Origin of the sequence: Methylophilus sp. Q8, from assembly GCF_000800115.1 — a bacterium.
Classification (GTDB): domain Bacteria; phylum Pseudomonadota; class Gammaproteobacteria; order Burkholderiales; family Methylophilaceae; genus Methylophilus.
This window is the reverse complement of record NZ_JUHE01000001.1, coordinates 1,512,699-1,526,333: the sequence shown is the minus strand read 5'-3', so window position 1 is coordinate 1,526,333 and position 13,635 is coordinate 1,512,699. Positions and strand designations below refer to the sequence as shown.

The 13,635-nt window shown below is 53.6% G+C and carries 12 protein-coding genes; 7 read left to right on the top strand and 5 right to left on the bottom strand.

What is annotated here, in order from left to right; all coding sequences use genetic code 11:
• Nucleotides 1–98: 98 nt before the first annotated feature.
• The 3 genes from GQ52_RS07455 to GQ52_RS07445 all read left to right on the top strand — a co-directional run bounded on the left by GQ52_RS07455 (nt 99) and on the right by GQ52_RS07445 (nt 1,937).
• Complete coding sequence (locus GQ52_RS07455) at nt 99–326, top strand: bacterioferritin-associated ferredoxin (protein WP_019883336.1); 228 nt, start codon at nt 99–101, stop codon at nt 324–326.
• 114 nt (nt 327–440) lie between these two features.
• Entirely contained in the window at nt 441–1,364 is a 924-nt protein-coding gene (locus GQ52_RS07450; protein ID WP_047516381.1) for a DMT family transporter, read from the top strand.
• Between the two features lie 66 nt (nt 1,365–1,430).
• A complete protein-coding gene (locus GQ52_RS07445) occupies nt 1,431–1,937 on the top strand; it encodes an SRPBCC family protein (RefSeq protein ID WP_047516379.1) in 507 nt (168 codons plus the stop codon).
• A 12-nt stretch (nt 1,938–1,949) separates the two neighbouring features.
• Here GQ52_RS07445 and GQ52_RS07440 read toward each other — a convergent pair whose 3' ends face one another.
• The 5 genes from GQ52_RS07440 to glyQ are packed head-to-tail and all read right to left on the bottom strand — an operon-like array spanning nt 1,950 to nt 6,974.
• Nucleotides 1,950–2,663: a M48 family metallopeptidase gene (locus GQ52_RS07440; protein ID WP_047516377.1), complete on the bottom strand. Its 714-nt coding sequence runs from the start codon at nt 2,661–2,663 to the stop codon at nt 1,950–1,952.
• Nucleotides 2,660–3,373 carry a 1-acyl-sn-glycerol-3-phosphate acyltransferase gene (locus GQ52_RS07435; protein WP_047516375.1) on the bottom strand — a complete coding sequence of 238 codons (714 nt, stop codon included), beginning with the start codon at nt 3,371–3,373 and terminating at the stop codon, nt 2,660–2,662. The genes GQ52_RS07440 and GQ52_RS07435 overlap by 4 nt, the downstream gene beginning before the upstream one ends.
• A complete protein-coding gene (gene gmhB, locus GQ52_RS07430; protein WP_047516372.1) occupies nt 3,373–3,915 on the bottom strand; it encodes a D-glycero-beta-D-manno-heptose 1,7-bisphosphate 7-phosphatase in 543 nt (180 codons plus the stop codon). The genes GQ52_RS07435 and gmhB overlap by 1 nt, the downstream gene beginning before the upstream one ends.
• Nucleotides 3,916–3,939: 24 nt before the next feature.
• Complete coding sequence (glyS, locus tag GQ52_RS07425) at nt 3,940–6,036, bottom strand: glycine--tRNA ligase subunit beta (RefSeq protein WP_047516369.1); 2,097 nt, start codon at nt 6,034–6,036, stop codon at nt 3,940–3,942.
• A complete protein-coding gene (gene glyQ, locus GQ52_RS07420) occupies nt 6,033–6,974 on the bottom strand; it encodes a glycine--tRNA ligase subunit alpha (RefSeq protein ID WP_047518589.1) in 942 nt (313 codons plus the stop codon). Before glyQ ends, glyS begins: the two co-directional genes overlap by 4 nt.
• Nucleotides 6,975–7,127: 153 nt before the next feature.
• On the opposite strand from glyQ, the gene GQ52_RS07415 reads away from it, so the two are divergent.
• From GQ52_RS07415 to GQ52_RS07400, 4 genes are all read left to right on the top strand, one after another.
• Complete coding sequence (locus tag GQ52_RS07415) at nt 7,128–7,562, top strand: hypothetical protein (protein WP_047516366.1); 435 nt, start codon at nt 7,128–7,130, stop codon at nt 7,560–7,562.
• Between the two features lie 63 nt (nt 7,563–7,625).
• Nucleotides 7,626–8,906, top strand: coding sequence for a TolC family protein (locus GQ52_RS07410; RefSeq protein WP_235273048.1), 1,281 nt, complete (start codon nt 7,626–7,628; stop codon nt 8,904–8,906).
• Nucleotides 8,903–9,991, top strand: a complete 1,089-nt coding sequence (locus GQ52_RS07405) for an efflux RND transporter periplasmic adaptor subunit (protein ID WP_047516360.1) — start codon at nt 8,903–8,905, stop codon at nt 9,989–9,991. The genes GQ52_RS07410 and GQ52_RS07405 overlap by 4 nt, the downstream gene beginning before the upstream one ends.
• Before the next feature lie 2 nt (nt 9,992–9,993).
• Nucleotides 9,994–13,107, top strand: coding sequence for an efflux RND transporter permease subunit (locus tag GQ52_RS07400; protein ID WP_052179044.1), 3,114 nt, complete (start codon nt 9,994–9,996; stop codon nt 13,105–13,107).
• Nucleotides 13,108–13,635: the final 528 nt, after the last annotated feature.

Genomic DNA, 13,635 nt, shown 5'->3' with positions numbered 1-13,635 from the left:
CGAAAGCGGCTTTTTTCTTGGCTGTCAGGAACCAATTTAACCTTGACAAACTCTCAATAAATGATAATAATTATCATTAGTAATCCTAGAGAGGCAATATGTACGTTTGCGTGTGTAATGCAGTCACTGAGCGTCAAGTTCACCAGGCGGTGAGAAATGGTGCAAAAACCGTGAAGCATTTGAAAGAACAATTAGGCGTTGGAGCGGAATGCGGCAAATGTGCCAGCTGCGCGAAGGCCTGCCTGAAAGAAGCGCACGCAGAACAGCATCCTGGCCTGGTTAAAAAACTGATTCAGTTAACACCCGTACAATTGGGCGCTGCCTGATTCATCCAGTTTCAAAAAAAGGGGCTTCGGCCCCTTTTTATTTCACCAAACATGCTTTGCTGCTAGCCGCATTGCCTACTACAATCTGCGCTTGTCCATCATTCCCTCATAGGCATGGCAAACCCCTCAAACACCAAATTAGACTGGCGCACATTAGTTCTACTATTGCTACCGCCGCTGTTCTGGGCCGGTAACTTTATCGCCGGGCGCGCTGTCAGCGCCGATGTCCCGCCAGTGGCGTTATCACTGATCCGCTGGGGGCTTGCCACACTCTGCCTGCTACCGTTTGCACTCAAGCCTTTTTTACGTGATCGCACCCACTACCTGGCTTATCGCTGGCACGTGCTGGGCACAGCTGTTACTGGCGTTGCCACCTTTAACTTGCTGGTATATTGGGGCTTGCACACGACCAGCGCCACCAATGGCATTATCCTTAATTCATTTATTCCATTCCTGGTGGCAATTTTTGGCTTTCTGCTTTATCGGCAACATTTGCCGGGCAATCAATTATTCGGGCTACTGGTTTCACTCGCTGGTGTACTCACCGTCGTGTCTCACGGCGATTTGCAGGTACTACTCACACTGGCCTTTGCACCCGGCGACATAATTATCTTTTTAGCCATGATTTGCTGGGCACTATTCACTGTGTGGCTGAAACAGATTCCTGCCACGATAGACCGCAGCGGACTGATGCTCTGCCAGGTGCTCATCGCTTTAGCATTGCTGCTACCGCTCTATGTTTGGGAAAGCCAAACCACCACTGCCCATATCGAGCACGCGCAGACCATATGGACGCTGCTATATATCGGCATTTTCCCGTCAGTGATTGCCTTTCTAGCCTATGCAAAAGCGGTCAGTCTGGTGGGCTCGGTGCGTGCCAGTGTCTTTATTCATGCCATGCCGATTTTTGGCTCGCTGCTTTCCAGCCTGCTGTTAAAAGAGCCTTTTCATGGCTATCAACTGCTGGGCATGCTGACCATCTTTTGCGGTATCTGGCTAGCAAACAGGCAGGCAAACACATCCCCCACCAAACTTTAAACATTGAAAAAGGTCTGTTTTTATAGACCAGCTTTGACAGCCTATTTACCCATGAGGAGAAATGAAATGTCGATCACGCTTAATCCGGCTCTCGACCTGGTTTTGGAAAGAGAAGTCGATGTATCCCCAGCGGAAATCTGGCAGGCGTGGACAACGCCTGAGCACCTTAAAACCTGGTTCTGTCCACGCCCCTGGAAAACAGTAGACTGCGAAATCGACCTGCGGCCAGGCGGAGTCTTCCGCACCACGATGCAATCTCCGGAAGGGCAGAGTTTCCCTAACAGAGGCTGCTATCTGGAGGTCATCCCCAACCAGAAACTGACTTGGACTAATGCCCTTGAAGCCGACTTCAGGCCGGTAAAAATTCCCGAGCAAACGCCTGGACATGAGTGTGCTGAACTGATGATGACGGCCAGCATTGTATTGACGCCTACAGCTCGCGGGACGTTATATACAGCGTACGCCTTGCATGCAGATGCCACGTCTAAACAACGTCACGAAGCCATGGGATTTCAGGAGGGTTGGGGAATCGTACTCGACCAGCTAGTGGCCGAAATCAAAAAAGCCAGGTAAACGGCAATACACTCAGGCCATACGATGCAATATTGGCGACAGCGCTTTTAAATCCTTCTCGGCCTGCACATAGCGTGGGAACAGGCTGGCCTGTACGGCATAAAACCTGGCCGAATGGTTCATTTCTTTCAAATGTGCCATTTCGTGGCAAACGACATATTGAATGACATGGGGCGGCGCTTGAATCAAGCGCCAGTTCAAGCGGATTTGCTTGCGGCTATTGCAACTGCCCCAGCGCGACTTGGCATTGGAAAGACCAACGGCGCTGACTTTCTCGCCCATTTGCGCGGCGATAAGTTCCACCCTACGCGTAAAATCCGGTAGCGCTTGTTGCGCGTACCATTGCAATACTTTGCGCGCAACAAGCGCTGGCTGGTCGATCTGCGGCGACCTGACCAGCAATTGATTGCCTTGCAGTGTCACCGCTTTATTGGTGGCATGATGTTGTAGCGTCAACACGATATCCTGGCCCATAAATAACAGCGGTTCGCCATCCTGCCATTGCATGGGCGCGACCTGATTGGCTTCACGCAAGGCCAGCTTTTGCTGTATCCAGCCGGATTTTTCTAATAGGACTTGCTGCAGCTGCGTGGCTGAAATACGTTTTGGGGCGTGTACCACCAGGCCATTGGCGGTAATTTTAAGGCCGATGGTTCTGCGTGCGCGCAGGTCGAGCAGGTATTGGATGCTTTGCCCATTAGGCAATTGCAAGCGTTGCTCAATCACAGGTTCAGCATCTCGGCTTCAATCCAGTCTTCAACCTGTTTATTGACCGCATCTGGCTTGAGGCCTTTGGTATCAATCGGCTGGCCGATGACCACCTGGATCACACCTGGATATTTAAGGATGGAATTTTTGCGCCAGAAGCGCCCGGCATTATGTGCGACCGGCACTACGGTGGTTTCGCTATGCGATGCCAGCCAGGCGCCACCGATATGATATTTACCACGATGGCCAGGTGCTGTACGCGTACCTTCCGGGAAAATCACCACACTTAACCCTTGCCGCAAACGGTCTTTGCCATTGTTGACCAGTTTTTTCAATGCCTCGCGGCCAGCACTGCGGTCAATGGGGATCGCATCCAGTGCCCAGAATGCCCAGCCCAGAAAAGGGATCATCAGCAACTCTTTTTTCATCACCCAGATTTGCGGCGGAAAAATACACTGCAAGCCTATGGTCTCCCAGGCGGACTGATGTTTAGCCAGAATGATATGCGCGCTGGCAGGAATATGCTCATGCCCGGTGACGGCATAACGCAAATTGCACGTCACCTTGAGCCACCACAACACGCTATACGCCCAGCCACTGACCCAACGTGAGCGCGTCACTGCCGGTAGCGGCATCAGCAAAATCGCCAGTAATGAAAATGGAATCGTCAGTGCAAACAACCCCACATAAAACAGCAAGGCGCGCACATACAACACGGCTTTTTGCATTATTTGTCACCTGCAATAATGTCTTGAACAGCAGCCGCCAGATCGGCAACAACGATGGTACTCTCGGGGACGTCAGCCAGGTTATAGGTTTCTTCGCCCTTACCCGTGCGCACCAGGTAGGGCTGGCAACCGGCTTTGGCAAACGCCTGCAAGTCTCGCAACGCATCGCCCACGCCAGGCACCCTGGTCAGCTCGACATTAAAACGGCGGCTGATCTCCTCCAGCATACCGGTATTGGGCTTGCGGCAATCGCAATGATCGTCGGCGGCATGCGGGCAGTAAAACACGGCATCAATGCGGCCGCCCACTTGCGCCAGCGCTTTATGCATTTTGTCGTGAATGGCATTCAGCGTGGCCATATCGAAATAGCCACGCGCAATGCCGGATTGATTGGTCGCCACGGCTACGCGATAACCATGCTGATTGAGCCGCGCAATCGCTTCCAGGCTGCCAGAAATCGGAATCCACTCGTTGGGATTCTTGATAAAGGTCGCGCTGTCGCGGTTAATCACGCCGTCACGGTCAAGAATGACTAATTTCATGCATAAACTCCTGACGGCAAGAGGTTAACTGGCCAACTTGGACAAGTCAGCGACACGATTCATGGCCTGATGCAAGGTCGCTAGCAAGCCCAGACGATTGGCTTTTAATGCCGGATCATCTGCATTCACCATCACGGCATCAAAGAACGTATCAACGGGGGCCTTCAACACCGCCAGCGCTTGTAAAGAACCCGTGTAATCGCCAGTTTCAAACAGCTGATCCGCTTTAGGCTTGGTCGCTGCCAGCGCCTGATGCAAGGCTTGCTCAGCTGGCTCTTGCAACAATTCAGCCTTCACTTCGGCTTTCACGTCGCCTTCTACCTTCTTCAGGATATTAGACACACGCTTGTTGGCAGCCGCCAGCGCAGGCGCTTCGGCCAGGTTGGCAAACGCCTGTACTGCACTCAAACGACGAGGCACTTCAGCCAACTGATTCGGGGACAATGACAATACCGCATCGACTTCTTGCGCACTCGCGCCCTGGTCACGCAGGTTCACCGCCAAGCGGTCAAAACAGAAGGCTTTGATAGCTTCAGCCACTTCTTGGCTACCATTAAACACACTCAGGGTTTGTGCAATCAACTGGTCAAAGGCCAATGGCAAATCGGTTTCCATCAGCATGCGCAAAATCCCCAGTGCCTGCCTACGCAAGGCAAACGGATCCTTATCACCCGTCGGTTTTTCACCGATGCTGAACAGGCCAACCAGCGTTTCCAGTTTATCGGCCAAAGCCACGACCACACCGACCTGGCTACGCGGCAATTCGTCACCGGCAAAGCGTGGACGGTAATGGTCTTCAATCGCATAGGCCACATCATCGGCCAGGCCTTCATGCTGGGCGTAGTAACGGCCCATAATGCCCTGCAACTCGGGGAACTCACCGACCATATCGGTCAGCAAGTCAATCTTGGACAAGCGTGCGGCTTGCGCCACTTTGGCGACAAAACCGTCACCACCAATCTGCTGGGCAATGGCAGAAGCAATCGCCACCACGCGCTCATTACGCTCACCTTGTGAACCGAGCTTGTTGTGATAAACCACCTTACCCAGGCCTGGCAAACGGCTTTCCAGCGTCTTTTTACGGTCCTGGTCGAAGAAGAACTTGGCATCCGCCAGGCGCGGACGTACCACACGCTCATTACCGCCGATGACCTTGCTGGCATCGGCTGGATTGATGTTAGAGACGATTAAAAATTTATTCGTCAGTTTGCCACTCGCATCCAGCAACGGAAAGTATTTCTGGTTGGCCTTCATGGTCAGGATCAGGCACTCTTGCGGCACTGCCAGGAACTCTTCTTCAAACTGGCCCAGCAACACATTAGGACGTTCCACCAGCGCAGTGACTTCATCCAATAAGGCATCGTCCTCGATCGGCTTCAGGCCCTGTTTGTCAGCCGCAGCTTGTAGCTGCTTTACAATTTCGGCACGACGCGCATCAAAACTGGCAATCACCGCCCCTTCGTCCGCCAATTGCTGGGCATAGGTATCGGCAGAGGTGAGCGTGACCACAGGCTGCTTCGCCTCGAAGCGATGCCCTTGTGTAGTGTTGCCCGCAGATAATCCTAATACCGAGATCGCCACGACTTCGTTGCCATGCAAGGCTACCAGGCCATGTGCCGGACGCACAAAATTCACGCTCTGCCAGCCATCATTGATTTGATAGGTCATGACTTTAGGAATAGGCAATTTTGCCAACGCCTCATCAATGGCCTTTTGCAAACCCTCGGACAATGTTGCCCCAGCTTGCGTAGCATCCAGGAACAGGATATCGGCCTTGCCGTCGTGCTCTTTGCGCAGCTTGGCAACTGCGCTTTCATCCTCACCCAATGCCTGCAATTTCTTCAGCAAAGCAGGCGTCGCGTTGCCATTGGCATCCAGGCCCACGGTGGCGGGCATCAGTTTTTGCGCGACTTGCTTGTCTGCTGCTTTGGCAGACACATGGGTGATATGCGCCGCTAAACGACGCGGGGAGGCAAACGTTGTGACCGTACCATCCACCAGCAAACCAGAGGCCGTTAAGCTTTCAGCCAGCACGCCACTGAAAGATTCGCCCAGTTTTTTCAATACTTTTGGTGGCAGCTCTTCTACAAATAATTCAACTAACAGGTTGCGGGTACTCATGCGGCGGCTTTCTTGTTTTGTTCTGCTTGTTCGCTCTTAATCTTGGCGATGACTTCATCAGCCCAGGCTTTAGGCGCCATCGGGAAGCCCAGTCGGGCGCGGCTATCGAGGTAACTGGCGGCCACAGCGCGGGCCAGGTTACGGATACGGCCAATATAAGCCGCACGTTCGGTAACGGAAATGGCTCCACGCGCATCCAGCAGGTTAAAGGTATGCGCCGCTTTCAATACTTGCTCGTAAGCAGGCAAAGCGAGCTTTACTTCCATCAGGTGCTTGGCCTGTTTTTCATAAGCATTAAACGCGGTGAACAGAAAGTCAGCATCCGAGTGCTCAAAGTTATACGTCGACTGCTCAACCTCATTTTGGTGGAACACATCCCCATACTTCACACCAGGCGAGTATTCGAGGTCATAAACGTTTTCTACGCCTTGCAAATACATGGCCAAGCGCTCCAGGCCATAAGTGATCTCACCGGTAATCGGCTTACAGTTAATGCCGCCTACTTGCTGGAAGTAGGTAAACTGCGTCACTTCCATACCATTGAGCCAGACTTCCCAGCCCAGGCCCCAGGCGCCCAACGTCGGGTTTTCCCAGTCATCTTCGACAAAGCGGATATCGTTTTCCTGCAGGTTAAAACCGAGTGCTTCCAGTGAACCCAGATAGAGTTCGAGGATATTGGCCGGCGCAGGTTTCAACACCACCTGGTATTGGTAGTAATGTTGCAGGCGGTTCGGGTTCTCACCATAACGGCCATCTTTCGGGCGGCGGCTGGGCTGCACATAGGCAGCTTTCCAGGGCTCAGGCCCCAGTGCGCGTAAAAAAGTTGCCGTGTGGCTGGTGCCTGCGCCGACTTCCATATCGTAAGGTTGCAACAAAGTGCAGCCTTGTTTGTCCCAGTATTCCTGAAGCTTTAAAATAATTTGTTGAAAGGTCAGCACCATCGCGCCTGATCCGGTTGATTGTAAAACGAATATTTTACCTGATTCAGACAGGGTTAAGAAATCGCATTGCAGCGCCGTTGAAAGAGTTGGATGGTTTTTTTACGGTTTTTTGCGATTGTGGCATCACGCAAAGTTTGATAGATTAGACACATGAAATCCTACCGCACATGGGTATTGTTGCTGACGTTATGGTTTGCCTTACTGCAAACCATTGCGCCGCTGTTGCACGCCCATGCCGCAGGCGACACCGCTGCTGATGATGGGCCGCATATGCATATGGTAGATATTCCGGCCCTGCATGCCGAAGCTCAGGATGCCAAGCATCCGTTTCACTGGCATATGCATTCCAGCAAATCGCATGGCCAGATCATAGGCCTGGGCCAGGCGATCAGTGAAAGCAACACACTATTATCACTCATTGATGCCTACGCCAGCCTCTGGCTAGCGGCCCTGCTGCCTGCCCTGTTTTTGCTATCGTTATGCCTGCTGGTACCACGTCACCAATACCAGCGACAGCAAGTCGACTGGTCACGACTTCAATCCCCGCTTACCCGCCACAGCCCTCGCGGCCCACCTCACGCCTGAACTTAAGTCTGCTGCAGCGGTTGGCATCTGCCATCCGTTTGCCTGTTTTGTTCAGGAGAATCTATGTTTCATTTATATCAGGGAGTGCTTCACTCCCGGTTAATCGCATGCTGCGTATGGCTGATGATGGGCTATGCAACACCTGCCATAGCCGAAAGTATGGCCAATCTGGCCAGCGATCACGAGGATACCGTTTCAGCCAACCCGCGTTTAAGCCTGCATGAAGTATTGCAGCAGGTAGTCGCTATCCACCCGCAACAGTCTTTGCTGGCCGCCCACCAGCAAATGGTGCAGGCACGCCGAACCATGGCCAATAGCTGGTTGCCACAAGCCCCTTCTGTCGGCTTTTCACATCAAAACGATGCCCTCATGAGCAATCGTGACGAGCGTGAGTGGCAGGCGCAAATGCAGATCCCTATCTGGTTACCCGGCCAGCGCCAGGCGCGCAGCCAGGTCGCCAGCCTGGCTGACGACAGCCTGTCACAAGACCGCGCTGGCTTGCAGCAACTGGCCGCAGATCTGTTACGCAATGCTGTGTGGGATATCGCTTTGCGCCGCAATGACGTGAGCCTGGTGGAAAACCGCCGCGAGACCATGCGCAGCATTGCCGAAGACGTGCAAAAACGCTTTAAGGCCGGTGAAGTAGCCAGGCTGGACGTGATGCAGGCCGAACAGGAAACCTTGCAAGCCGAACGCCAGCGCGTAACCGCGCATGCCGAACTCATGCATGCGCAGTTCCGCTATCAGCAACTCACCGGGCTGAGTGAAATGCCTGCCAAACTGGAAGAACCGTTGTCTACGCGTGAAGACTATGCCGACTCGCCTTACTGGCAAGCCGCACAAGCCAGGCTCAAGCTGGCTGAAAGCCAGCGTGACTTAACAGCGATTGAACAACGGCAAAACCCGCAACTCACGCTCAGCACACGTACCATCCAGGGCGGCTTTGATTATGCCTATAACTCGAGCATGGGCGTGGCCATTAATATTCCGCTGCAAAGTGAAGTGCAGCGCGCACCACTGTTAGCCAATGCGGAGCAAAACATAGGCGACGCGCGCACCCAGCTGGAGACCTTGCGCCGCCAGCTAGAAAACAACCTGCACGAAGCCGAGCATAACCTGCATGTCAGCCGTCAGGAACTCACCCTGATTCAACAGCAACAAGCCATCGCCAGCGAAAATGCAGCCCTGGCACGCAAAGCCTATCGTTTAGGCGAACTCGATCTCAACCAATTATTACGCCTGCAATTACTGGCCTTTGAAGCTGACCGCAGCTTGAGCAGCCAGCAGCTACAAGTGCAATCGAATATTGCCAAATACAACCAGGCCGTAGGAGTCCTGCCATGAAAAGAATTCTGTTTTTAATTAGCGCGCTTTGCCTGTCGTTGAACACATCGGCAGCCACCCTGTTACTGCTCTCACCGGCACAACTGAAACAAATGCAAGTGCAGTGGGGACATTTGCAAGCGCAGCAAGAAGGTTTATCCGCCAATTACCCGGCAGAAGTGGTGTTGCCACCAACGCAAACCCGCGTGGTCACAGCGCCACAGGGTGGTCTGATCACCAAACTTACCGTCAGCGTAGGCGATACTGTCAAACAAGGACAGGTCATCGGCCAGCTGAGCAGTCCGGATTTAGTGGCCTTGCAAAGCAACTATTTGCAGAGCGACACCCAGGCCAGGTTGCACGAACAAGCCCTCAAACGCGATCAGGAATTGTTCAAGGATGGCATCATCGCCCAGCGCCGTATGCAGGAAACGCAAAGCGCCTATGAAACCAGCCAGGCATTGATGCATGAGCGCCAGCAAACCTTGAAACTGGCAGGCATGAGCGAGGCGCAGATCAAGCAACTGGCGCAAAAACGTAGCATGCAGAACGGTATGGCCATCGTCGCGCCGATCAGCGGGCAGATTATGGAACAGCAGCAGCAAGTCGGCGCGCGCGTAGACATGGCAATGCCGATCTTCACCATCAGCAACCCGAAACCTTTGTGGCTGATGATACAAGTGCCAATTGTGCAAGCGCAGCAACTGAGCCCCGGTGCCACGGTACGTTTACCCAAGCAAAACCTGACCGCGAAAGTCGACACTGTATTAAGGCAATTGAATAAAAATAACCAGACCACACAAGTACGAGCCTCTATCAGCCAGGGGGTAGAACAACTATCTGTTGGGCAAATAGTTGATGTTGCGTTGGTTGCACAAGCGACACAAGGCAGTTTTGCCGTGCCCAGAAGTGCTGTCGCCAGACAAGGTGAACGGGCGGTGGTTTTTGTGCAGCAAAGCAAAGGCATTGCGGTCACACCGGTCAAGGTTTTGCTAGAGCAGGATCAGCAATTAACGGTACAAGCGGATTTGCGCGGCAATGAAACCATCGCCGTACAAGGCGTGGCGGCACTCAAAGGCCATTGGCTGGGCATGGGTGGAGAATAAGCATGTTACATTGGCTAATTGAAACTTCACTCAAACAACGCGTGCTTATCTGCGTTTTCGCGATTGGTTTGTTGTTTGCTGGCTGGACCGCCTATCAAACTATCCCGATTGACGCTTTTCCAGACGTCTCGTCGACCCAGGTAAAAATCATCATCAAATCTCCGGGCATGACGCCGGAAGAAGTCGAGACGAGGATTACCGCACCGATTGAAGTCGAGATGCTGGGTATCCCCAAACAGACCAGTTTGCGCGCAGTGGCCAAATATGCGCTGACCGATATCACGATCGACTTTGAAGATGGCACCGACATCTACTGGGCACGGCAGCAAGTCACCGAGCGGCTGAATAACGCCTGGGCAAACCTGCCAGCCGAGATTTCCGGCGGCATCGCGCCCATGACCACGCCACTGGGCGAGATGTTCATGTTCACCATTGAATCAGACAAGCTCAGCTTGCAGGAAAAACGCTCCCTGCTGGACTGGGTCATCCGCCCGCGCCTGCGTACTGTGCCCGGTGTCGCCGATGTGAATGCGCTGGGTGGCTTGGTCCGTAGTTTTGAAATCGTGCCCGACAATGCCAAATTGCAGGCGCGTGGCATCGCGCTCAGTGAGTTGCAACAGGCCATTAGTGATAATAACCGCAACGACGGGGCAGGACGCCTTAAAGATGGTGAAGAATCCCTGCTGGTGCGCGCTGAAGGTGCTTTCAAGACCCTGGAGGATGTGCGCAATACCGTATTGCATGGCCGCCTGGGCAGCCCGGTACGCATTGCTGATGTCGCTGAAGTGCGCATCGGTGAGTTAACGCGTTATGGTGCGGTCAGCCGCAATGGCAAAGGTGAGGCGGTGGAAGGCCTGGTATTAGGCTTGCGTGGCGCCAACGCCCGGCAAGTGGTGGAAGGTGTGCGCGCCAAGCTGGCGGAAATGGCACCTGCCCTGCCCCAAGGTGTCAAAATCGAAGTATTTTACGACCGCGGCAACCTCGTCGAGCAGGCCGTGCACACCGTCAATAAAGCGCTGATGGAAGCAGTCGTGCTGGTGCTGGTATTACTGGTATTATTCCTGGGCAACCTGCGTGCCGCGCTCACCGTGGCCTGCGTGCTACCCTTATCCATGCTGGCGACGTTTTGGCTGATGCAGCGATACGGCCTATCGGCCAACCTGATGTCATTAGGCGGCCTGGCGATTGCCATCGGTATGCTGGTCGACTCGGCCGTAGTGGTGGTGGAAAATATCGTCGAGCATTTGGCTCACGCGCCAGCCACAAAAGAGCATAGCAAACTCGACATCATTCTCGCCGCCATGCGTGAAGTCAGCATCCCGGTCAGTGCAGGTATCGTGATTATCATCACCGTATTTGTCCCTCTGCTCACCTTGCAAGGGCTGGAAGGCAAACTGTTCGCGCCGGTTGCGCTGAGCATTATGTTTGCGCTGGGCTCATCGCTGCTGCTGTCACTGACCATCATCCCGGTACTGGCATCGTTCCTGATACAGGATCATGCCGCTGAAGACCCGTGGCTGATCCGCCATCTCAATCGCTGGTACGCCCGTACCCTGGCCACGGCCATGCAGCATAAACGCCCCGTACTCATAGTGGCAGTTATCCTGCTGGCATTGACGGTGGTGGTATATCCGCTCATCGGCAAAACCTTTATGCCCACCATGGACGAAGGTGACGTCATTATCGGCACAGAGAAACTGCCATCCATTGCGTTATCACAAAGCGTCGCCACCGACAGCCACTTACAGCAAACCCTGTTGCAACAAGTACCGGAAATCCAGGGCGTATACTCTCGGGCGGGCTCAGATGAGCTCGGACTGGACCCGATGGGTATCAACCAGAGCGATAACTTCCTGGTGCTCAAACCCCGCGATCAATGGCAGGTGCCTGACAAAGCAACATTGATTGAGAAGCTACGTCAGGTTATGCACGGCATCCCCGGCCTGGATTACAACTTCACGCAACCAATCGAAATGCGCGTCAATGAAATGATCCTCGGCGTGCGTGGCGACCTGGCGCTGAAGATCTTTGGCACCGACCTCAAAACACTGGACCAGAAAGCACAGGAGATCATCAAAGTGCTGGAATCTGTGCCCGGTAACCAGGATGTCTATACGCCACAGAACAGTGGTGTGCAATACCTGCAAATCAAGATAGACCGTGTGGCAGCAGGTAGATTGGGACTGAGCGTCGCCGACATCAACGCCCTGCTACAAAGCCAGCTCGAAGGCAAACTGCTGGGCATCGTGCTCGAAGGCAACCGCCGCACGCCGATACTGCTGCGTGGTAGCCAGGTGGTACGTGAATCCGCTTCAGACTTCAGCCAACTCATGCTCACGCTGCCACAAGGCGGCACCGTGCCACTTTCCAGCGTCGCAACAGTCGTGCGTGAAGAAGGTCCGGTCAAAATCGACCGTGAACGCGGCAACCGCATGGTCGTCGTCACCGCCAACGTCAAAGACCGCGACCTGGTGAGCTTTGTCGAAGAAGCCAAACAGAAAGTCACACAACAGGTCAAACTCCCCGAAGGCTACTGGCTGGTATGGGGCGGCCAGTTCGAGAACCAGCAACGGGCTGCGGCGCGCCTCAGCATCGTTATCCCGATCGCGATTGTGCTGATTGCCCTGCTGCTATTCATGACCTTTGGCTCATTCCCCAAAGCGCTGCTGGTACTCGCGAATATCCCGTTCGCCATGATAGGTGGTGTGTTTGCCTTGTGGTTATCGGGTGAATACCTCTCAGTGCCCGCCTCCGTTGGCTTTATTGCTTTGCTAGGCATTGCTGTGCTCAATGGTGTAGTGATGGTCAGCCATTTTCAGCAATTAGCCGAACAAGGCATGGATACCAGCAAGATTGCCTATGAAGGCGCCAAACGCCGATTGCGGCCAGTGCTGATGACCGCCAGCATTACCGCGTTTGGCCTGATTCCGCTATTGTTTGCCACGGGGCCGGGGGCGGAGATTCAACGGCCATTGGCGATTGTGGTGATTGGGGGATTGATTACAGCAACGTTCTTGACGTTGTTTGTATTGCCGATTTTGTATCAACACTTTTTTGGTAAAGAGAGTGGATTAAATGAGAAAGTAATTCTTTGGAGCTTTAGAATGGAGCGTTAAACAAACACCTTTTTCGCCTGTTGGCGAGTCACTTTCTGGTGCTTGTCCCCCAGAAAGTAACCAAAGAGGACGACACCCAGCCATCACGGCCTAAAGGCTCCCTTGCGTTGCTCAACAAAATAAGCCGGTCACGAAACTCAACCTGGCAGCTCACACAAAACGTGAGCCGCTGCGGGATTCGGACAGTCGCTCCCTCTACTCTTATTTTGTCTCCGCTACTCAGCGTGATGAATGGGATTTATCTCGCCAAACTCACAGCGTAACAATTTGAACGGTTGGATAGTCCAACCATCGTGGCGCTCACTGGTTTTCGGGTCCCCATCTGCCGCGCCGAGCAACGCAGGGTTGGCGGGGGTAGTCGGCAAGCAACTGTTTGAGCTCCGTAGGAGCGAGTTTTTGATTGCCGCCCGACAAGCCGAGTAGCACAGGATACAAGCGGAAGCTGGGGTGCATTTCTTTTGGTTACTTGTTCTTTGTGCAAGCAAAGAAAAGTAACTCGCCAATAAGGCGAAAAGAAACCTTCCCTAC